Origin of the sequence: uncultured Mailhella sp. (genome assembly GCF_963931295.1) — a bacterium.
In the GTDB taxonomy this organism is placed as follows: Bacteria; Desulfobacterota; Desulfovibrionia; order Desulfovibrionales; family Desulfovibrionaceae; genus Mailhella.
The window spans coordinates 1,706,507-1,727,306 of record NZ_OZ007001.1; the positions used below are offsets into that span (position 1 = coordinate 1,706,507).

The following is a 20,800-nucleotide window of genomic DNA, read 5'->3' on the forward strand; positions in this document are numbered from 1 at the left end:
TTTCCCCCTTCCCCCGCATAACCCATAACTCTCCTATTTCTTCCTTGAAACAACGATGGCAGCTCTCAGAGAGTCGTAGACCGGGGGGCAGCGGAGGGCGTTGGCTGTCCATGAGGCGATGAATGCCACGATGATGGCGCCGGGGAGGCAGGAGAGGGCGCCGGACATTTCCATGACGAGGGCGGTGCCGGTGAGGGGGACGCGCACCATGGAGACGAAGAAGCCGACCATGCCGTAGATGAGGAAGGAGTTCCAGCTTTCCGGGGGGATGAGGCCGGAGGCGGCGAGAAGCTGTCCGCAGAGGGCTCCGAGCAGCGCGCCTATGCAGAGCATGGGCATGAGTATGCCGCCGGGCACGTTGCCGGTGTAACTGAACAGGGAGAAGGCGATTTTGAGAGCGGCGAGGATGAGCAGCGCGGGCAGGACGGAGGCGGGGTCGGCGGCAAAGCGTATCAGGCTTCCGGCGAGGTCTTCGCCGCCGCCGAGCACGGCGGGGCAGGCGAAGGCCAGCACGAAGGCGGCCAGCATGGGCGGCAGGATGCGCCAGTTCTGGGAAAGGGGCGTGTGCAGGGCTTCGGCGTTTTTGGTTCCGAGCAGAGCTTTGTTGTAGAGCACGCCCGCCGCGCCCATGAGGACGCCCATGAGGGGAGCCGTCCAGAGGAGGGAAAGCGGCAGAGCGCGGATGTCCCGGAAGGGAAAGATGAGTCCGAATCCGAAAAGACAGCGCGTGGCGAGTGCGGCCGTGGCGGCGGCAAAGCCCACGGCGAGGAGTCCGCCCCAGGTGAAGCGGCTTTTCATTTCCTCGAACACGAAGAGGACGCCGGCAATGGGAGAGCCGAAGGCGGCGGTCATGCCTGCGGCGGCTCCGGCGGCGATGTGAATGTGCCCGGCAAAGGAGATGCGTTCCCAGAGTCCGGCAAGAAGGGCTGCGGTAGCCGCTCCCATCTGGATGCAGGGCCCTTCGCGACCGAGGGAGAGTCCGCCCACCGTGGAAACGAGGCATCCGACGAATTTTGCCGGAAGCACGCGCAGCCAGTCACGGCGCGAGACGTGGAGTCTGCCCCGGACGATGAGTTCCGTCTGCGGAATGCCGCTGCCGGAAATGAGCGGCGTGGTTTTGACCAGCCAGCCGAGAAAACGGGCGGCGGCAACAAGGACGAGCAGCCAGAGCGGCGCGATCCACCAGTGTTCCTTCCACCCTGCAAGCCAGGAGGAGAGAACGGGCGCGGCATGGTCGCGGGCCAGGCGGAAACTGCAGATGACGCAGGCGCAGCCGAGGCCGATGACGACGCCTTCCAGAGCGAGCAGAACGTGGTTGGCGCGCAGAATCCAGTATTTGCGGCGATGTTGATTCATGAATGATTCCTGTGAGGCACGTAGGCTTCCCGGGGAAAGGTGATGCGGAGCGACGGCAAAGGCAAGGCTGCGCCGACGACCGTGAACGGAGAGGCGCATGCGTTTTTTTCGAGCTCGTTACCTGTCCTTTTGTCTTGACTGCGGCAACACTGCGGCGATGGTAAACGCAACACGAAGGGCCGACGTTTTTCCGCCGCCTGCCTGTGCAAAGCTGTAGTACAGGAGCGCCGGCAGCGCAAGCATGCCTCTGAAGGGAAAAAGAGAACATTTTCGGTTGCCGGGCCCGTGAGTTTTATCCTATACCTAGAAGAAATCATCTTCTTCAGGAGAACTGAACATGGCTCAGCGTGAACAACTTGCCAGCAGACTGGGGTTTCTGCTTCTTTCGGCCGGGTGCGCCATCGGGCTCGGCAACGTATGGCGCTTTCCGTATATTACGGGCAAGTACGGCGGCGCTGTCTTTCTTGTGGTTTATCTGCTTTTCCTGATCTTCGTGGGGCTTCCCGTGCTGGTCATGGAATTTTCCGTGGGGCGCGCCACGCAGCGCAACATGGCCCACGCGCTGGCCAGGCTTGAGCCCCGGGGCAGCTGGTGGCACAGGTTCGGCATCATGAGCCCCATAGGCAACTATCTTCTGATGATGTTCTACATTCCCATTGCCGGCTGGATGCTCTGCTACTGCTGGTTCATGCTGTCCGGCCGTCTGGATGTTCCCACGGAGCAGGTTCCGGCGGTGTTCGGCGGCATGCTTGCCGATCCCTGGCTGCTGCTGTTCTGGACCGTAGTGGTGTCCGCGTCGTGCTTCGCGATCTGCGGACAGGGCCTGCAGCGGGGCGTGGAGCGCGTGGTCAAGGTCATGATGCTGGGGCTGCTTGTCATCATGCTGGGGCTCGCCCTGCACTCCTGTTTTCTGGAAGGCGGCTCCAAGGGGCTGGAATTCTATCTCAAGCCCGATCTCGGACGCGCCGTGGACGCGGGCTTTCTCGCTCTGGTGAACGACGCCATGAATCAGGCCTTCTTCACCCTGAGCGTGGGCATGGGCAGCATGTGCATTTTCGGCAGCTACCTGAAGAAGGATCGCTCGCTTACGCAGGAATCCGTGCTCATCGTGGCGCTGGACACCTTTGTGGCCCTGACCGCCGGGCTCATCATCTTCCCCGCCTGCTTCGCCTTCGGCGTGACGCCGGACGCCGGGCCCGGTCTCATTTTCATCACCCTGCCCAACATCTTCAACAACATGACCGGCGGCCGCTTCTGGGGCTTTTTGTTCTTCGTGTTCATGAGTGCGGCCGCGCTCACCACGGTCATTGCGGTGCTCGAAAACATCATTGCGTTTTTCATGGACGGCTACGGCTGGTCGCGCAAAAAGTCCACCATCATCAATTTCGTGGTGCTCACCCTGCTCACTCTGCCCTGCATTCTCGGCTTCAATGTCTGGTCCGACTTCCAGCCCTTCGGCCCCGGCAGCGCGGTGCTTGATCTTGAAGACTTCATCATCAGCAACAACATTCTTCCGCTGGGTTCGTTCCTGTTCATGCTGTTCTGCTGTCACCGCTACGGCTGGGGCTGGGACAACTTTATTGCCGAGGCCGACACGGGTCGGGGCATGAAGTTCCCCAAGTTTCTGCGCTTCTATCTGACCTGGGTTCTGCCGGTGGTGTTTCTTTTCATCTTCGCGCAGGGATACATTCAGAAGTTCTTTTAATTTCGGAAGAATTTTAACGAATTTGTAAGACTGTTTCAAAAAACGGAAAGACGACGCATCCCGACGATTTTCCGTCGTTTTTTCGGCGGGAGTCGGAGCCTTTGTGAAGAGGAGGCGGCCGCGGAAGCCGGTTTTTTCCGGTTGCCGGGCCGTCCTGTTTCACATATATGAAGAAAAAAGATTTCCGCCAAGGAGAAATATACTATGGCTCAACGAGAACAGCTCGCCAGTCGGCTGGGTTTTCTTTTCCTTTCCGCCGGTTGTGCCATCGGACTCGGCAATGTATGGCGTTTTCCTTTTATTACGGGCAAATACGGCGGCGCTGTTTTTCTTGTCGCCTATCTTGTGTTTCTTCTCGGCATGGGGCTGCCCATTCTCATCATGGAATTCACCGTCGGGCGCGCTTCCAGGCGAAACATGTCCCGCGCCTTTCGTGAACTCAAGCCCGGTTCCAAATGGAGCTATTTCGGCTGTTTCAGCATCATAGGCTCCTACGCGCTCATGATGTTCTACATTCCCGTGGCCGGATGGATGATGTATTACTGCTGGGCCACCGTGACGGGCACGCTTTCCGTTCCCGTGGATCAGGTGCCGGGAGTCTTTTCCAATCTGCTTGCCAGTCCGGGCATCATGCTTTTCTGGACGCTTGTCGCCTCCCTCGGATGCTTCGGCGTGTGCGCGCTCGGGCTTCAGAAGGGCGTGGAGCGCGTGGTCAAAATCATGATGGGCGGACTGCTCGTCATCGTCGTCGGCCTTGCCGTGCATTCCCTCACTCTGCCCGGCAGCATGAAGGGCGTTGCCTTCTATCTCGTGCCCGACCTTCAGCGCGCCATGGACGCCGGCATCATGTCGCTTCTCAACGACGCCATGAATCAGGCCTTCTTCACCCTGAGCATCGGCATCGGCGCCATGTGCATTTTCGGCAGCTATCTCAACCGGGACAACGCCCTGACCAAGGAATCGGTGTTCATCGTTTCTCTGGACACCTTCGTGGCGTTCATGTCGGGCCTCATCATTTTCCCGGCGTGCTTCGCCTTCGGCGTGCAGCCCGACGCCGGCCCCGGCCTCATCTTCATCACGCTGCCCAACATCTTCAACAACATGGCCGGCGGCCGCTTCTGGGGCGCGCTGTTCTTCGTGTTCATGAGCGCGGCTGCGCTCACCACGGTCATCGCCGTAATGGAAAACATCATCTCCCACTTCATGGACACCTACGAGTGGACGAGAAAGAAGGCCGTGAAGATCAACTGCGTGGTGCTTACGCTCTGCACCCTGCCCTGCATTTTCGGCTTCAACATCTGGTCGGACATTCAGCCCCTCGGTCAGGGTTCCACCATCATGGATCTTGAGGACTTCGTCATCAGCAACAACCTGCTGCCGCTCGGCTCGCTCATTTTCTGCCTGTTCTGCTGCCAGCGCTACGGCTGGGGCTGGGACAAGTTCATTGCCGAAGCCGACACCGGCGCAGGCATGAAGTTTCCCAAGTTCCTGCGCTTCTACCTGACCTGGATACTGCCCGTTGTGCTTCTGGTCATTTTTGTGGAAGGCTACATTCAGAAGTTCTTCTGATCCTTTTTTCTGCAAACCTTTTCCGGCGCGCGCCTTGCTGCGGCGAGGCGCGCGCCGCCTTTGTTTTCCGTCTCTGGAGTACGTCATGCAACGAGAAAAAATGGCCAGCCGCATCGGCTTTCTTTTTGTTTCCGCCGGATGCGCCATCGGCCTGGGCAACGTGTGGAGATTCCCCTACATTACGGGCAAGTACGGCGGCGCCGTGTTCGTGGTCGCGTACCTGTTCTTTCTGCTCATGCTGGCGCTGCCTCTGCTCATCATGGAATTTTCCGTGGGACGCGCCTCGCAGCAGAACCTCGGCAACGCGCTGCGCGTGCTGGAACCCAGAGGAACGCACTGGCATCGCATGGGCTGGCTCAGCATTGTGGGCAGCTACCTGCTCATGATGTTCTATATTCCCGTGGCCGGATGGATGCTCTTTTACGTGTGGAGAACGGCAACGGGACAGCTCGCCCTCGCGCCCGGCGATATGCCCGCCGCCTTCGGAACCATGCTCGCCGATCCTGCGGGAATGATCTTCTGGGCGTTTCTGACGTCCATACTCTGCTTCATCGTCTGTGGCTTCGGTCTGCGCCGGGGCGTGGAGCGCGTGGTCAAGCTCATGATGACCGGACTTCTCGTCATCATGCTGGGACTCGCTCTTCGCGCCGTGACACTGCCCGGAGCGATGGACGGACTGACCTTCTACCTTGCTCTCGACTGGGAGCGCGCCGTGAACGCCGGCATCTGGAGCCTGCTCAACGACGCCATGAATCAGGCCTTCTTCACGCTGGGACTCGGCATCGGCTCCATGTGCATTTTCGGCAGCTATCTGGGGCGCGAGTACACCATCACGCAGGAATCCATCTGGATCGTCTGTCTGGACACCTTTGTGGCCATGATGTCGGGATTCATCATTTTCCCGGCCTGCTTCGCCTTCGGCGTGGAACCCGATTCCGGCCCCGGCCTGATTTTCATCACGCTGCCCAACGTGTTCAATTCCATGTCCGGCGGACGCTTCTGGGGCACGTTGTTCTTCGTGTTCATGAGCGTGGCCGCGCTGACTACGGTCATCACTGTCATCGAGAACATCATTTCCTACAGCATGGACGTGTGGAAATGGTCGCGCCGCAAGTCCACGGTGGTGAACGGCGTGGCGCTCACACTGCTGACTCTGCCCTGCGTGCTCGGCTTCAACGTGCTCTCCGGCATTCAGCCGCTGGGCAAGGGCAGCACGCTCATGGATCTGGAAGACTTCATTCTCAGCAACAATCTGCTGTCCATAGGCGCCATCACCTTCATGCTGTTCTGCTGTCACAAGTTCGGCTGGGGCTGGGACAAGTTCATGGCTGAAACCGACGCCGGCCGCGGCGTGAAGTTTCCCAAGTTCCTGCGCTTCTACCTGACGTGGATTCTGCCTCTTGTGGTGGCGCTGGTGTTTGTGCAGGGATATATTCAGAAATTCTTTTCCTGATGTCGTCTCTCTGAACCTCTGCAATAACGAGAAGGCCGCGTCTTACGGACGCGGCCTTCTCTATGACGGGCGTGCCCCGGAGCTGGGAATGTTTTCTGCGGCGTCGCTTCGGTTTGCGCGGCAACGCCGGATTTTCGTCATCTCCGGCGCTTCGCCCCGTCTGAAATCGACGCGCGCAGTCGTCAGGCCTGCTCGCCTATGCGGCGCAGAACCTCAAGCAGCAGACGCCAGGCCCGTTCAGCAGAAGGAAGGTTGAGCGTTTCCTTGGTGGAATGCGCGCCCGTGACTTCCGGCCCGAAGGAGAGAAAGTCCATGGGGTGTCCGAGCTTCTTGAACTTTTCGGAGAACAGGCCGCATTCCAGACCGGCGTGAATGCCTTCCACTCTGGCGTCCTTGTGGAAGAGATCGCGGTAGGTCTGTTCAAACAGCGGCTGCAGGCGGGAATCGGGATTGTATTCCCAGGCCGGATAGTCGCCGGAATGTTCCACGGTTGCGCCCACCATGGCGCCGAGCACGTCGATCTGACGGCAGAGGGCCTCCTTGCGGCTGGCGGAGGAACTTCTGGTCTGGCACTGGAAGACCACGCCGTTCTCTTCCATGAGCATCACGGCAAAGTTGTTGGAGCTTTCCACCAGACGCTGCGAGGTGATGGTCATGTCCATGGAGGCGATGCCGGTGGGAATCAGCAGCGCGGCGTCAAGAATGCGTCCGGCGCTTTCTTCGGTCATGATCCTGCCGCCTTCCGCGTTCTCCAGGGTGATGTGCAGACCTGCGCCGTCGGCTCCCCGCAGTTCGTGGCGGAAAACGTCGGCCCAGTCGTCAAGACGGCTGCGCAGCGCATCTTCGTCGGCGCGGATGAACACCACGGCCGAGCTCTCCTTGGGAATGGCGTTGGCCGCCGTGCCGCCGTGGATGGACGCCAGACGGCAGGGGAAGGCCTGCATGAGGTCGTCGAGCACTCTGGCCAGCAGCTTGTTGCTGTTGCCGCGCTCCTTGTGGATTTCGAGGCCCGAGTGTCCGCCCGCCAGGCCGCCCACGGTGATGCGGAAAAAGCGGAAGGCGCTGCGTTCGGGAACGGCGGCCGCGTCTTCAAACGCGGCGGGAATGTGCATTCTGCTTCTTCTTCCGCCGGCGCAGCTCACGCAGAACACGCCTTCTTCTTCGGAGTCCATGTTGATGAACATGGAGGCCGTCACCTGCGAGGCGTCGAACACCGTGGCTCCGCCCATGCCCACTTCTTCATCCACGGTGACCACGGCTTCGAGCGGAGGATGCGGAATGTCCCTGGAATCCAGCAGCGCGAGCATGTAGGCGAGCGCTATGCCGTTGTCCGCGCCCAGCGAGGTGCCGTCGGCGTGCAGGCTGTCGCCGTCGAACACGAGCTTCAGCGGATCCTTGGCAAAATCGAAGTCGAGGCCGTTGTCCTTCACGCACACCATGTCCATGTGTCCCTGAAGAACCACGGCGGGAGCCTGTTCCAGACCGGGCGTGCCGGGCTTGCGGATGAGAATGTTGCCTGCTTCGTCCTGCCTGACGGCGAGGCCGCGCTCGTTGGCGAAGGTCACGAGATAGTCGCTGAGCTGACGCTCGTGCTTTGATTCATGAGGAATGCTGCAGATCTTGGCAAACCAGCCGAGATAGGGCTTGTCGGTGCTGGAGGCGTTGTTCATAACTTGCTCCTGTATTTTCCATGTCGTTGAAATGCCTGGGAGGATGCGAGCCCGCAAGGGCGCGCCGTTCCGGTTTACTCAAGAAGTCCGCCGGGTGCAACCGGCTCTTCGGATCGACGCGGGAGACGCTTGAAAAAGCGCTGCGGCGCATGCGATGCCGGGAAAATAAGAGAAGAAATATGCAGGATTTTTTAATTTCCCGCCGACTGATTGACATAATGTTCTATTAATCACATAGTACCGACGTATGCCTTTTTCAGACGGAATCAGGTTTACGTGTATTATTTATTCTACCTCGGAGAATATTATGGAATACAGCAGAAGAGCCATGCTGGGCGTTATGGGTGGTCTTGCCGTTGGTGGTTCCCTTGCCGCCATGTCCGGTACCGTTATCGCGGCTCCTGCCGCTCCTGCCATGTCCGCCGGCAAAAACGGACACTTTGCGCAGATGGGCGGAGAGTTCGGCTGGACCCCGAAAAAGATCGACGACATCGCCGCTGCGGCTTCCGTGGCCTATCAGGGCTACTGGTATAAGGGTTACGGCTGCGGCTACGGCGTGTTCTACAGCATCATCGGCACCATGGCGGAAAAGTACGGCGCTCCCTACAACACCTTCCCCTTCACCATGATGGAAGGATTCAAGGGCGGCATGTCCGACTGGGGCACCATCTGCGGCGCGCTTGCCGGCGCGGCCATGGCCTTCTCGGTGTTCTATCCGCGCAAGGAAGCCACTCCCATGGTGAACGAGCTGTTCCGCTGGTATGAACAGACGGCCTTCCCCATCTACAATCCCGGCGACGCCGCCCAGGGCGTGAAGGGCGATCTGCCCACCAGCGTGTCGCATTCCGTGCTCTGCCATGTGTCGGTTTCCCGCTGGTCGCACGCCACCAAGCTGGCGGCCAACAGCACGGAACGCAGCGAACGCTGCGGCCGCATCACGGCCGACGTGAGCCGCAAGGCCATTGAGATTCTCAACGCCAAGATCGAAGCCGGCAAGGAATGGAAGGGCGCGCTCGGCAAGCAGGAATCCGTGACCGGCTGCACCACCTGCCACGGCAAGGGCAAGATGTCCGACATCCAGAAGGGCAACATGGACTGCACTCCCTGCCACAGCGGTTCCGAAGCCACGGCGGACAAGTTCCACAACCATCCGTAAATCGGGAAAGGCTCATTCCATATTGATGAGGAAAAGGAGGGGGCCGAATCCCCCTCCTCTTTTTTATAAAAAAGTGTTTTTCGGACGGTTGCGGCAGGAATTGCCGCGGAAAGCCTGACGAAGCCGTTTGGATTGATAAAAAAAAGAATGTAATCAGCATATTAAATATAAAAATGAAAAAAGAATGAAAAAATCGCAAAAAAGTGTTTGACAAGTCGTGAGTAAATGGGCATAACTCGAAAACACGCTGAGGCACAGCGGCTCAAACGAGCGCCCCGCCGAAAGCGCCGCCTGAAAAAAAACTTGAAAAAAGTTGTTGACAGGTGAAACGAAAAGTTGCATAAAGCAACACCGCCGCGAGTGAGCGGCACGGTTCTTTGACAAGTGAAGAGCGAGTTGGGAAATAGAGCTTTGAGTTCGATTTGAGAACTTTATGTTCTCTGAATCAAATACTTTTCAACTGGAGAGTTTGATTCTGGCTCAGATTGAACGCTGGCGGCGTGCCTAACACATGCAAGTCGTACGTGAAAGGGTCTTCGGACCCGAGTAAAGTGGCGCACGGGTGAGTAACACGTGGATAATCTACCGGGAAGTGAGGAATAACAGCTGGAAACGGCTGCTAATACCGCATACGCTTCATATTTATCTATGAAGGAAAGGGGGCCTCTGCATATGCTTCCGCTTTTCGATGAGTCCGCGTCCCATTAGCTAGTTGGTGAGGTAACGGCCCACCAAGGCGACGATGGGTAGCTGGTCTAAGAGGATGATCAGCCACATTGGAACTGGAACACGGTCCAAACTCCTACGGGAGGCAGCAGTGGGGAATATTGCGCAATGGGCGAAAGCCTGACGCAGCGACGCCGCGTGAGGGATGAAGGTCTTCGGATCGTAAACCTCTGTCAGAAGGGAAGAATAAGCATTGTGCTAATCAGCAATGCCCTGACGGTACCTTCAAAGGAAGCACCGGCTAACTCCGTGCCAGCAGCCGCGGTAATACGGAGGGTGCAAGCGTTAATCGGAATTACTGGGCGTAAAGCGCGTGTAGGCTGTATGGCAAGTTGGAGGTGAAATCCCACGGCTCAACCGTGGAACTGCCTTCAAAACTACCAAACTGGAGTGCGAGAGAGGATAGCGGAATTCCAGGTGTAGGAGTGAAATCCGTAGATATCTGGAAGAACATCAGTGGCGAAGGCGGCTATCTGGCTCGTAACTGACGCTGAGATGCGAAAGCGTGGGTAGCAAACAGGATTAGATACCCTGGTAGTCCACGCTGTAAACGATGGATACTAGTTGTCGGGTTGTATGACTCGGTGACGCAGCTAACGCAATAAGTATCCCGCCTGGGGAGTACGGTCGCAAGGCTGAAACTCAAAGAAATTGACGGGGGCCCGCACAAGCGGTGGAGTATGTGGTTTAATTCGATGCAACGCGAAGAACCTTACCCAGGCTTGACATCTAGGGAGCCTCTATGAAAGTAGAGGGTGCTCTTCGGAGAACCCTAAGACAGGTGCTGCATGGCTGTCGTCAGCTCGTGCCGTGAGGTGTTGGGTTAAGTCCCGCAACGAGCGCAACCCCTGTCCTTAGTTGCCATCAGGTAAAGCTGGGCACTCTAAGGAGACCGCTTCGGTTAACGGAGAGGAAGGTGGGGACGACGTCAAGTCATCATGGCCCTTACGCCTGGGGCTACACACGTACTACAATGGCGCATACAAAGGGAAGCGAGACCGTGAGGTGGAGCCAATCTCAAAAAATGCGTCCCAGTCCGGACAGGAGTCTGCAACTCGACTCCTCGAAGTCGGAATCGCTAGTAATTCTGGATCAGCATGCCAGGGTGAATGCGTTCCCGGGCCTTGTACACACCGCCCGTCACACCACGAAAGTCGGTTTTACCCGAAGCCGGTGAGCTAACTAGCAATAGGAGCAGCCGTCTACGGTAGGCCCGATAATTGGGGTGAAGTCGTAACAAGGCAGCCGTAGGGGAACCTGCGGCTGGATCACCTCCTTTTAGAGAAATCCCAACTCGCTCTTTACTTGCAAGGAACCGGAGAGTTCTTTGAAAGTGAGTATGTCAGGGCCTGTAGCTCAGGTGGTTAGAGCGCACGCCTGATAAGCGTGAGGTCGAAAGTTCAAGTCTTTCCAGGCCCACCATTATCGGGGGCGTAGCTCAGTTGGGAGAGCATCTGCTTTGCAAGCAGAGGGTCGTCAGTTCGATTCTGTCCGCCTCCACCAGACATACGTAGGTTGAATCTTGAGAGAAGGCTTCAGGAAACTGAAGATTTCGAACCGGGATTCAGCCCGGCTGCTGCCGCGAAAGGCAGTAAGTTCTTTGACAATTGAACAGGGAAATGATGAGAGGTTTTTTTCGAGAAAAACAAGTTAGTAAGAGCAACGGGCGGATGCCTTGGCGCTGAAGGCGATGAAAGACGTGATAAGCTGCGATAAGCCTCGGGGAGGAGCTAAATATCCTTTGATCCGTGGATCTCTGAATGGGGCAACCCACTGGAAGCAGTTCCAGTACCTCTATTGAGGAGCTAACCTGGGGAAGTGAAACATCTCAGTACCCAGAGGAAAAGAAATCAAACGAGACTCCCAAAGTAGCGGCGAGCGAAATGGGAAGAGGCCAAACCGTGCAGTTTCGACTGTGCGGGGTTGTAGGGCCGCCGTACGTGATCTCGGAGTAGGCAGGAGAAGCTGGCTGGAAAGCCACACCACAGCGGGTGACAGTCCCGTATCCGAAACCGAAAAGAGCGCAGGCGGTACCTGAGTACTGCGAGGCACGTGAAACCTCGTGGGAATCCGGGAGGACCATCTTCCAAGCCTAAGTACGATCCAGCGACCGATAGTGAATCAGTACCGTGAGGGAAAGGTGAAAAGAACCCCTGTTAGGGGAGTGAAATAGAATCTGAAACCTGTTGCTTACAAGCTGTGGGAGCAGTTTTAACGACTGTGACCATGTGCCTTTTGCATAATGAGTCAGCGAGTTAATCTGTTGTGCAAGGTTAAGCGAGAGCGGAGCCGAAGCGAAAGCGAGTCTGAACAGGGCGCACAGTACAGCGGATTAGACCCGAAACCGGGTGATCTATCCATGAGCAGGTTGAAGCAAGGGTAAAGCCTTGTGGAGGACCGAACCAGTATCGGCTGAAAACGATTTGGATGACTTGTGGATAGGGGTGAAAGGCCAATCAAACCCGGTGATAGCTGGTTCTCCCCGAAATATATTGAGGTATAGCCTCAGGGATTGTTTATCGGAGGTAAAGCACTGACAAGGCTAGGGGTCCTACCAGATTACCAAACCTTATCAAACTCTGAATGCCGAATAAATGTACCCTGGGAGTCAGACGGCGGGTGCTAAGGTCCGTCGTCAAAAGGGTAAGAGCCCAGATCGACAGCTAAGGCCTCCAATTCCATACTCAGTGGTGAAGGTGGTGGAGTTGTTTAGACAGCCAGGACGTTGGCTTAGAAGCAGCCATCGTTTAAAGAAAGCGTAATAGCTCACTGGTCTAATGATTCTGCGCCGAAAATGTAACGGGGCTAAGTATGGAGCCGAAGCTTCGGATTTGCCTTTATGGCATCTGGTAGGGGAGCGTTCTCAACGGGCTGAAGCTGTGGTGAAAACCATGGTGGACTGTTGAGAAGTGATTATGCTGACATGAGTAACGATAAAACAGGTGAAAAACCTGTTCGCCGAAAACCCAAGGTTTCCTGGGTAAAGTTAATCTTCCCAGGGTTAGTCGGTCCCTAAGGAGAGGGCGAAAGCCGTATCTGATGGAAAACGGGTTAATATTCCCGTACTTGCATGGATGTGCGATGGAGGGACGCAGCAAGATAGGTGATCCGGGTGTTGGATATCCCGGTGCAAGCGTGTAGGAGTGCGAAGCAGGCAAATCCGTTTCGCTTATCCGAGACGCGAGTCCGAGCCGCAAGGCGGAAGTCATTGAGTCTACACTGCCAAGAAAAGCTTCTAAGTTTAGTCCATGTGAACCGTACTCGAAACCAACTCAGGTGGGTGGGATGAATAATCCAAGGCGCTCGAGAGAATTCTGGCTAAGGAACTCGGCAAAATGACCCCGTAACTTCGGAAGAAGGGGTGCTCCTCTGTGTGAGTTTATTTACTATGCAAGCACGAGGGAGCCGCAGTGAATTGGTGGTGGCGACTGTTTACTAAAAACATAGGTCTGTGCGAAGTCGCAAGACGACGTATACGGACTGACGCCTGCCCGGTGCCGGAAGGTTAAAAGGAGAGGTCAGCGCAAGCGAAGCCTTGAATTGAAGCCCCGGTAAACGGCGGCCGTAACTATAACGGTCCTAAGGTAGCGAAATTCCTTGTCGGGTAAGTTCCGACCTGCACGAATGGCGTAACGATCTCCACACTGTCTCGGCCAGAAGCTCGGTGAAATTGAAGTCGCGGTGAAAATGCCGTGTACCCGCAGAAAGACGGAAAGACCCTGTGCACCTTTACTATAGCTTGACATTGGATTTTGGCCCTACATGTGTAGGATAGGTGGGAGCCTGTGAACCCTGTACGCCAGTATGGGGGGAGGCACTGTTGAAATACCACCCTTGTATGTCTAAGATCCTAACTCCATGCAGTTATCCTGCTGGAAGACAGTGTCTGGTGGGTAGTTTGACTGGGGCGGTCGCCTCCTAAATTGTAACGGAGGCACGCAAAGGTTCCCTCAGGCTGTTCGGAAACCAGCCGTCGAGTGCAAACGCATAAGGGAGCTTGACTGCAAGAGAGACATCTCGAGCAGAAACGAAAGTTGGCGTTAGTGATCCGGTGGTCCCGTATGGAAGGGCCATCGCTCATTGGATAAAAGGTACGCCGGGGATAACAGGCTGATCGCATCCAAGAGTTCATATCGACGATGCGGTTTGGCACCTCGATGTCGGCTCATCACATCCTGGGGCTGGAGCAGGTCCCAAGGGTACGGCTGTTCGCCGTTTAAAGTGGTACGCGAGCTGGGTTTAAAACGTCGTGAGACAGTTTGGTCCCTATCTTCTGTGGGCGGAGGAATATTGAAAGGGCCTGTCCCTAGTACGAGAGGACCGGGATGGACATACCACTGGTGAACCTGTTGTTCTGCCAAGAGCATAGCAGGGTAGCTATGTATGGAAGGGATAACCGCTGAAAGCATCTAAGCGGGAAGCCTGCCTTAAGATAAGTATTCCCTGTCGCAAGACCTGAAGGGCCCGGATAGACGATCCGGTTGATAGGTCGGAGGTGTAAGCGTTGTGAGACGCTCAGCTGACCGATACTAATAGCCCGTGAGGCTTGTTTTTCTCTCAAACCTCTCTTCATTCCCTGTCAATTATATATTTTGAAAAATTTCCTTGGTGTCCATAGAGAAGCGGGTACACCCGATCCCATTCCGAACTCGGAAGTTAAGCGCTTCATCGCCCATGATACTGCGCACCTTTACGTGGGAAAGTAGGCCGATGCCAAGGTTATCTTTAGAAAGGCTCCTGTTCAGGAGCCTTTCGTCGTTTAACGACCTGCGCTTGCAGAATGTATCTTGAGGGAAGGAAGACCCGCTCCGGGGTTCCTTCCCTTTTTGTTTTAATTCCTTCGGATGGCTGAGGCGGCGGAGGAGAGCAGCAAAGAAAATTTCCGCAGCGTCTGCCCTGACGGGCAGGAACTTTTCAGAGGCAGATCGAGGAGCCTCCGCAATACGGGAAGCGACTGAAAAGGAAAATACCGCGGCGGCAAAGCTGCGGGAGGAGGTTTGTAGAGGAAAATCGAGGATCATCCCGCAACATCGGGCTTTCCTGTCTGGAAAGATGCCTGTTGCCGCTCGCGCCCTGCTGGCCTGGCCGGGCTGCATTTTTTCAGGCGGAAGATCCTTCAAAAGAAAAACATCGCAGCGGCAGAGTCGGCCGGACGAAATTTTCAGAGGAAGGCGGAGGACAGAAGGAGTTTGACCATCAAAACAGCATTGCCGTGCAGGCGCAGTCCTGACGCTTTGCAGTTTGTTGTTTCTTCGGCGAAAAATATTTTTTCTCTTTTCCCCGTTGCAGCGGAGTGTCGGCGATGGAGTGCCGCCGCCTGACGTTGAGGATCAGCAGGCGAGGAAGGGCTCGCTGCTTCGGGGGATGCTCTCTTTGATTTTTTTTGAGGCTGGGGAGAGTTTTTCTCCCAAACCTGTGCTGAATCCTTGAGAGGGGGTGGAAGTGAACGAAAAAAAAATTGCCTTCAGCGGCGGCTCTGGCTGGATGAAGCAACCTTAATCGGAGACGTTGCACATCTTGTGCAGGCGAGGCATGGCCGGGACATGTTTTCTGGAAATATTGTACTCGTGAAAGCGACAGGAGCCTTCGGCAGCGCAGATTCAATCCTTCCGTGACATACGGTAATGCGCCATAAAAAATCTGCGGTGTTCTCTGCCGGAAACTCCATAAAAGAGCATCAGGCTTTGAGCTCTCCGAAAAAGAGAGCAATAAAACACGAGGTGCGGTCTTTTGTCATGCCAATTTTTTTCTTTGGGGAATGTTGTGGACGCAGAGGGTATCCTGGCGGCGACAAAAGTCGATCTGGTTGCCATTATTTGTTTTTTTGACTAACGTCACCTTCCATACCGTTTTCATGACGAGGCCTTGCCTCGTGCAGACGGAAAGAGTTTGCGGCATTTCGGGCCTGAAGTCCGGCGTTCCATGTGTTTTACAGAGGTTCATGCATAGCGTCGTCTTCGCCTGTTCACTGCAGTCGGCGTGGAGTCGGCTTCAATACAAAAGCATATCGGGAGCGGTTATGAACATCGTTTCTTCTGTCGTCGAAGTCAGAGCGCAGGTCAAAGAATGGCGTCGTCTGGGCCTGAGCGTCGGCCTTGTTCCCACCATGGGGTATCTTCATGAGGGGCATAAGAGTCTTATTGTGCGGGCGGTCGCGGAAAATGATCGCGTCGTGGTCAGCGATTTCGTCAATCCCACGCAGTTCGGTCCTCATGAGGATCTCGACAGCTATCCCCGCGATATTGATGCGGACAGCCGCCTTTGCGAGGCTGCCGGAGCGCATCTGATTTTTCATCCCCGCCCCGAGGATATGTACGCGTCCGATTTCTGCACCTGGGTCGACATGACCGGCCTGACGGAGGGTCTGTGCGGCAAGAGTCGTCCCGGCCATTTTCGCGGCGTGTGTACGGTGGTGAGCAAGCTTTTTAATATTGTTGCTCCCGACAGGGCGTATTTCGGGCAGAAGGACGCCCAGCAGCTTGCCGTCATTCGTCGCATGGTCCGCGATCTCAACTTTGATGTGGAGATCATCGGCTGCCCCATTGTGCGCGAGGCGGATGGGCTGGCCAGAAGCTCCCGCAACACCTACCTCAATGCGGAAGAGCGGCAGGCGGCCGTCGTGCTGAGCCGCGCCGTGACCCTCGGCAGAACCATGATGGAGCAGGGAGAACGCCGTGCCGAGATGGTGCTTTTCGCCATGCGGAAGATGTTGGAGGGCGAGCCCCTGGCCCGTATCGACTATGTGGAAATGGTGGACGCCTCTTCCATGCAGCCCGTGGCTGAAATCCGGGGGCCGGTGCTTTGCGCCATTGCCGTGTACATCGGCAAAACCCGCCTCATCGACAACGTTGTTTTTGAAGGCTAGAACATGCTGCTGACGATGCTGAAAGGCAAAATTCATCGGGCGGTGGTGACGCAGGCTGAGCTTGATTACGTGGGCAGCATCACCATCGACGAGCAGCTTATGGAGGCGGCAGGCATTCAGGAATACGAAAGGGTGCAGGTCGTCGACGTGAACAACGGACAGCGCCTTGAAACCTATGCCATTGCCGGTGAGCGGAACAGCGGGGTGGTATGTCTGAACGGTGCGGCTGCGCGGCTGGTGCAGCCGGGAGATATGGTCATCATCATGGCCTATGCGCTCATGCAGCCGGAAGAGGTTCGTGCCTTCAGGCCGAAGGTCGTTTTCGTGGATCCGCTCAACAGGGTGGTCCGTGTCGCCGACTATGAAAAGCACGGCAGTCTTGCGGACGTGTAACTGATCTGCCCTAAGGACAAGGCCGGACATTCTGCCGAACATGTCCGGCCTTGTCCTTATCCTTTTATGGAGATGACACATGTTGTTTTTCAGGCGGCTCAGCATGCTGCTGGCCCGACATATAGGCGTTCTCATACTGTTCTGTTCCGCTCTGGCCTGGATGTATCCCCCGCTGTTTGCCTGGACTGTGCCGCACACGTCGCTTTTTCTTGCCGTCATCATGTTCGGCATGGGGCTTTCCATAAGTCCGGAGAATTTTCGGGCCGTGTGGCAGCGCCCCGGAGCTTTGGCGGCGGGCTGTGCGGCGCAGTTTTGCGTGATGCCCCTGCTGGCCTGGGGGCTGACGGAACTTTTTTCGTTGGAGCCGGAACTGGCCCTCGGGGTCATTCTTGTGGGGTGCGCGCCGGGAGGAACGGCCAGCAACGTCATCACGTACCTTGCGCGCGGCGACGTGGCGCTTTCGGTGAGCATGACGGTGGTATCCACGCTTCTTGCGCCCGTGCTGACGCCGCTTCTGGTCTATCTGCTTGCCGGGAGCCGGGTGGACGTGTCCTTTCCGGCCATGATGGCCTCGGTTCTGAACATGGTTCTGGTTCCCGTGCTGGCGGGCCTGCTTTTGCGGAAGGCGGCGTGGGGGCTGGTGCGCCGATGCGTGGACTTCTGCCCTCTGGTTTCCGTGATCGGCATTGTGCTCATTGTGGGCGGCATTGTCGCCGTCAATGCGGACAAAATTGCCGAGAGCGGCCTGCTGGTGCTTTTGCTGGTCTTCCTGCATAATGGAGCAGGGCTGCTGCTCGGACTCGGCATAGCCGCGCTTTTCGGCATGAACTACGCCGGAAGAACGGCCGTGGCCGTGGAAGTAGGCATGCAGAACAGCGGACTGGCCGTGGCGCTGGCGGCGGCGAATTTTGCCGGCTTTCCTCTGGCCACGCTGCCGGGGGCGCTGTTCAGCGCGTGGCAGAATATTTCCGGCGCTCTTTTTGCGGCCTGGAGGCGAAGAGCGCGGAATGACGACGAACTTCTTTCCGACGCGGCAGACGCGTCATGATTCAGGGAACACTGCGACAGAGGATTGACATATGCGCGGAGCGTTCAGACAGGCCGACCGGGAAGCCTTGATTACGTTTGGTCTTTACATCTTTTTTTTCGTGTGGTGGACGGCGTTTGCCTTTGGCCTCGGCTCGGGCGACCCGGAGGAATACAGCTATGTGTTCGGTCTGCCGGCATGGTTTTTTTACAGCTGCGTGCTTGGGTATCCCGTCATGACGCTGATTTTGTGGATCGTGGTCCGGCGCTTTTTTGCCGACATTCCTCTTGACGAGAACAGGAACGACGAAAACATCGACGAGGAGAAGCGCTCATGAATATGGCTCTTGTTCCTCTTGTCGGCTATCTGATTCTGACGATTCTTCTGGCCGTGTGGGCGCAGCGGCAGTCCGGAAAGGGCAACGGCAGCGGTTTTATTGAAGAATACTTCATAGGCGGCCGAACCATGGGCGGCTTTGTCCTGGCCATGACCATCATTGCCAGCTACACCAGCGCGAGCAGCTTTGTGGGCGGCCCCGGCGTGGCCTACAAGCTGGGCCTCGGATGGGTGCTTCTGGCCATGATTCAGGTGCCCACCACGTTTCTTACGCTCGGCGTTCTCGGCAAGCGCTTTGCCATGGTCGGTCGTCGCATTCATGCCGTGACCATTACGGATTTTCTTTACGCCAGGTATCGGAGCGACGCGGTGGTCATTCTGTGTTCCGTGGCGGTGCTGATCTTTTTTGCGGCGTCCATGATTGCGCAGTTCATCGGCGGGGCCCGCGTGTTTCAGGCGGTGACGGGATATCCGTATGAAGTGGGGCTGGCGCTGTTCGGCATCACGGTCGTGCTGTACACCACCGTGGGCGGATTCCGGGCCGTGGCCGTGACGGACGCCTTGCAGGGCGTGGTCATGCTGATTGCCTCCGTGGTCATTCTTTTTGCCGTGGTTCGGGCCGGCGGCGGCATGGAACAGTGCATTCAGACGCTGAAAGGCATTGATCCCGGCCTGATCTCCCCTTCCGGCGCGGGGGACAGCATTCCGGCTCCCATGCTCTTTTCCTTCTGGATTCTGGTGGGACTCGGCATTCTCGGTCTGCCGCAGACCACGCAGCGCTGCTTCGGATACAAGGATTCGCGCTCCATGCACGACGCCATGATCATGGGCACGCTCATCATCGGCTTTCTGCTGCTGTTCATGCATCTGTCGGGCGTGCTGGGGCGCGCCGTCATGCCCGGGCTTACGTCCGGCGATCTCATCATTCCGTCGCTCATTCTCGAACTTCTGCCGCCGTTCTGGGCCGGCGTGTTTGTGGCCGGTCCGCTTGCGGCCATCATGTCCACGGTGGACACCATGCTGCTTCTGGTTTCGGCGTCCATCATCAAGGATCTCTACATCCGCTATCGGCTCAGGAACGACGCGTCGAAGATATCGGCCTCGAAAATAGGACGCATGAGCTTCTGCTGCACTCTGGCCGTGGGCGTGCTGGTGTTTCTCGCCTCGTTTGATCCGCCGGATCTTCTGGTATGGATCAATCTGTTTGCCTTCGGCGGCCTGGAAGCCGTGTTTCTCTGGCCCATCGTGCTCGGTATGTACTGGAAGAAGGCCAACGCGTCGGGCGCGCTCTGGTCCATGGTGATCGGGGTGACGACGTTCGTGCTGCTTTCCGTGTTCAAGGTTCCGCTGGGCGGGGTACACGCTATTGTGCCGACCTGCGTTGTTTCTCTGCTGGCGTTCTGGCTGGGGAACCTTCGGGGTCGTGCCGTGCCCGACGAGGTGACGCGGCTGTTCTGGGAAGACTGATTCTCGAAAATTTTTTCGGATGTCAGGATGGGGGCGTTTTGCAGAGAGTGCTGCAAAACGCCCCCTTGCGCGTTAAAGCGTTGCGGATGGCTCTTGTAATGCCGTCTCCGGTTTATGCGGCAACAAATAATTTTTGTAGCTTGCTCCATCATTAATAAAAATATTTGTTGGACTTTATTTCTCCGTATGGGCATTGCTGAAATATTATATTGGTTAATGCGGAGGAATCATGAGTATAGATTTCAGGGTGAGGCCGCCTATTCCAAGCTATAGGACGGCAGAGTTCTACAACAATATTGAGGATGTCACGCAGCGTGCGGCGCGTTTCGGCATGCATATTTCTCCCTGCGCGCGCACCTTTTCCATGGAAGATCTCATAGCGGAAATGGACGGCTGCAACGTGACGCAGGCCGTGGTTCCCATCCGCAAGGGATGCGGGGGGAACAACGAAGACTTGCTGGACCTGTTTGAACGCTGGCCCGGACGCTTCATCGGTCTTGCAGGCATTGCTCCGCTCATGGGCATGGACGAGGCCATGGAAGAGCTCGACCGGTATGTGATCCACGGTCCCTGTGCGGGCATTGCGCTGGAGCCCGCCTTTGATCCCGAGCACTGGAAGGTGGACGATCCCAGGGTGTTTCCTCTGTATGAGCGCTGTCAGGAAGCGGGAGTGCCCGTGGTGTTCACCTACGGCGGCATTTTTACTCCCGGTCTTGAGTACTATACGCCTCTGGCTCTGGACAAGGTGGCCGGAACCTTTCCCCGCATGCGCATGGCGCTCAGCCACGGCGGCTGGCCGTTTGTGACGGAAGTGTGCGAAATTGCATTCAATCGCGGCAACGTCTATATTGCTCCGGATATGTACATGCTCAATGCCCCCGGCAGCAGCGATTACATTACGGCGGCCAACGGACTGCTTTACGACAGAATGATCTTTGCTTCCGCCGCGCCCATCATTTCCATGGCGGACGCGGAGCGGCACTGTCGTTCCTGCGGCGTGAGGGCGGAGCGGCTTCCGTACCTCATGGAGGAAAACGCCCGTCGTTTTCTCGGGCTGTAGTTCCTTTTCCCGAAGCG

12 protein-coding genes, 2 tRNA genes and 3 rRNA genes are annotated in these 20,800 nt (G+C 56.9%); 15 read left to right on the top strand and 2 right to left on the bottom strand.

What is annotated here, in order from left to right:
* Positions 1 to 33: 33 nt before the first annotated feature.
* Positions 34 to 1,356 (bottom strand): chloride channel protein, encoded by a 1,323-nt coding sequence (locus ABGT79_RS07025; protein ID WP_346665601.1) that lies wholly within the window; start codon positions 1,354 to 1,356, stop codon positions 34 to 36.
* A gap of 337 nt (positions 1,357 to 1,693) precedes the next feature.
* On the opposite strand from ABGT79_RS07025, the gene ABGT79_RS07030 reads away from it, so the two are divergent.
* The 3 genes from ABGT79_RS07030 (at position 1,694) to ABGT79_RS07040 (ending at position 6,083) form a co-directional block, all read left to right on the top strand.
* Positions 1,694 to 3,061, top strand: a complete 1,368-nt coding sequence (locus tag ABGT79_RS07030) for a sodium-dependent transporter (RefSeq protein ID WP_346665602.1) — start codon at positions 1,694 to 1,696, stop codon at positions 3,059 to 3,061.
* Between the two features lie 204 nt (positions 3,062 to 3,265).
* Positions 3,266 to 4,630, top strand: coding sequence for a sodium-dependent transporter (locus ABGT79_RS07035; RefSeq protein WP_346665603.1), 1,365 nt, complete (start codon positions 3,266 to 3,268; stop codon positions 4,628 to 4,630).
* A gap of 85 nt (positions 4,631 to 4,715) precedes the next feature.
* Complete coding sequence (locus ABGT79_RS07040) at positions 4,716 to 6,083, top strand: sodium-dependent transporter (protein ID WP_346665604.1); 1,368 nt, start codon at positions 4,716 to 4,718, stop codon at positions 6,081 to 6,083.
* A gap of 182 nt (positions 6,084 to 6,265) precedes the next feature.
* Here ABGT79_RS07040 and ABGT79_RS07045 read toward each other — a convergent pair whose 3' ends face one another.
* Complete coding sequence (locus ABGT79_RS07045; protein ID WP_346665605.1) at positions 6,266 to 7,753, bottom strand: aminoacyl-histidine dipeptidase; 1,488 nt, start codon at positions 7,751 to 7,753, stop codon at positions 6,266 to 6,268.
* A gap of 307 nt (positions 7,754 to 8,060) precedes the next feature.
* Here ABGT79_RS07045 and ABGT79_RS07050 point away from each other — a divergent pair, with 307 nt between their 5' ends.
* From ABGT79_RS07050 to ABGT79_RS07105, 12 genes are all read left to right on the top strand, one after another.
* The gene (locus ABGT79_RS07050) at positions 8,061 to 8,909 is read left to right on the top strand and encodes a split-Soret cytochrome c (RefSeq protein WP_294489458.1); all 849 of its coding nucleotides are present in this window, start codon (positions 8,061 to 8,063) and stop codon (positions 8,907 to 8,909) included.
* 457 nt (positions 8,910 to 9,366) lie between these two features.
* Positions 9,367 to 10,914 (top strand): 16S ribosomal RNA (locus ABGT79_RS07055).
* A gap of 66 nt (positions 10,915 to 10,980) precedes the next feature.
* Positions 10,981 to 11,057: transfer RNA gene (locus ABGT79_RS07060), tRNA-Ile, on the top strand.
* A gap of 5 nt (positions 11,058 to 11,062) precedes the next feature.
* Positions 11,063 to 11,138: transfer RNA gene (locus tag ABGT79_RS07065), tRNA-Ala, on the top strand.
* A 140-nt stretch (positions 11,139 to 11,278) separates the two neighbouring features.
* Positions 11,279 to 14,189 (top strand): 23S ribosomal RNA (locus ABGT79_RS07070).
* Positions 14,190 to 14,239: 50 nt separating this feature from the next.
* Positions 14,240 to 14,354: ribosomal RNA gene (gene rrf / locus ABGT79_RS07075) — 5S ribosomal RNA — on the top strand.
* The 16S, 23S and 5S rRNA genes sit together here with 2 tRNA genes alongside, the layout of an rRNA operon.
* 1,300 nt (positions 14,355 to 15,654) lie before the next feature.
* Positions 15,655 to 16,500 carry a pantoate--beta-alanine ligase gene (panC, locus tag ABGT79_RS07080; RefSeq protein WP_346665606.1) on the top strand — a complete coding sequence of 282 codons (846 nt, stop codon included), beginning with the start codon at positions 15,655 to 15,657 and terminating at the stop codon, positions 16,498 to 16,500.
* Between the two features lie 3 nt (positions 16,501 to 16,503).
* Positions 16,504 to 16,893 carry an aspartate 1-decarboxylase gene (panD, locus tag ABGT79_RS07085; protein WP_346665607.1) on the top strand — a complete coding sequence of 130 codons (390 nt, stop codon included), beginning with the start codon at positions 16,504 to 16,506 and terminating at the stop codon, positions 16,891 to 16,893.
* Positions 16,894 to 16,972: 79 nt separating this feature from the next.
* Positions 16,973 to 17,941, top strand: a complete 969-nt coding sequence (locus ABGT79_RS07090; protein ID WP_346665608.1) for a bile acid:sodium symporter family protein — start codon at positions 16,973 to 16,975, stop codon at positions 17,939 to 17,941.
* A gap of 31 nt (positions 17,942 to 17,972) precedes the next feature.
* Complete coding sequence (locus ABGT79_RS07095) at positions 17,973 to 18,257, top strand: YhdT family protein (protein WP_294485593.1); 285 nt, start codon at positions 17,973 to 17,975, stop codon at positions 18,255 to 18,257.
* On the top strand, positions 18,254 to 19,723 hold the full coding sequence (gene panF, locus ABGT79_RS07100; RefSeq protein ID WP_346665609.1) for a sodium/pantothenate symporter: 1,470 nt from the start codon (positions 18,254 to 18,256) through the stop codon (positions 19,721 to 19,723). Before ABGT79_RS07095 ends, panF begins: the two co-directional genes overlap by 4 nt.
* Before the next feature lie 331 nt (positions 19,724 to 20,054).
* Entirely contained in the window at positions 20,055 to 20,783 is a 729-nt protein-coding gene (locus tag ABGT79_RS07105; protein ID WP_346665610.1) for an amidohydrolase family protein, read from the top strand.
* The last annotated feature ends 17 nt before the right edge of the window (positions 20,784 to 20,800 follow it).